This is a genomic window from Haloarcula sp. Atlit-7R, from assembly GCF_003666065.1.
GTDB classification, from domain to species: domain Archaea; phylum Halobacteriota; class Halobacteria; order Halobacteriales; family Haloarculaceae; genus Haloarcula; species Haloarcula taiwanensis.
Genome location: NZ_QXIK01000115.1, coordinates 1 through 443 on the forward strand (window position 1 = coordinate 1; position 443 = coordinate 443).

At 68.6% G+C, this 443-nt stretch carries 1 protein-coding gene; it reads right to left on the reverse strand.

The window, feature by feature from the left end; all coding sequences use genetic code 11:
- A partial coding sequence (locus tag D3D01_RS22910) for a bacterio-opsin activator domain-containing protein (protein WP_199725634.1) occupies positions 1–443 on the reverse strand: 443 nt, incomplete at both ends.

The window sequence follows — 443 nt, forward strand, 5'->3', positions numbered from 1 at the left end:
AGTCCGTCGTCGCCTCCCGGACGGTGAGGAAACACAGCAACGACCGCTCTTCGATGGGGACGACGCCGCGGAGCCGAATCGAACAGCCGAGGGCCGCGGAGAGTCGAACGAGCACGTCCTGCTCGTCCGAGGATTCGAACTCCAGTTGGACGACCGTGTCTGCCAGCAGTAGCTTCCGACGCTCGGCGGCGGCGATTGCCTGTCCGACGTGGCGACCCAGCGTCACCAGTACGTCCGCCTCGACGTCGGGAACCGCTTGGCCGTCGAGCGCGACGTAGAGCGCTCCATAGGCGGTGTCGCCGTGCGCCAGCGGAACGACCGCAATCGGCACGGGTTCCGAGTTCGGGAGCGAGTCGGGACGCACCGTCTGTACGTCGCGGGTGTCGCACGCGCGTCGAGTGAAGTCGGTGCCGCGACCGGCGAGCGACCCCCGGACCGCTTCG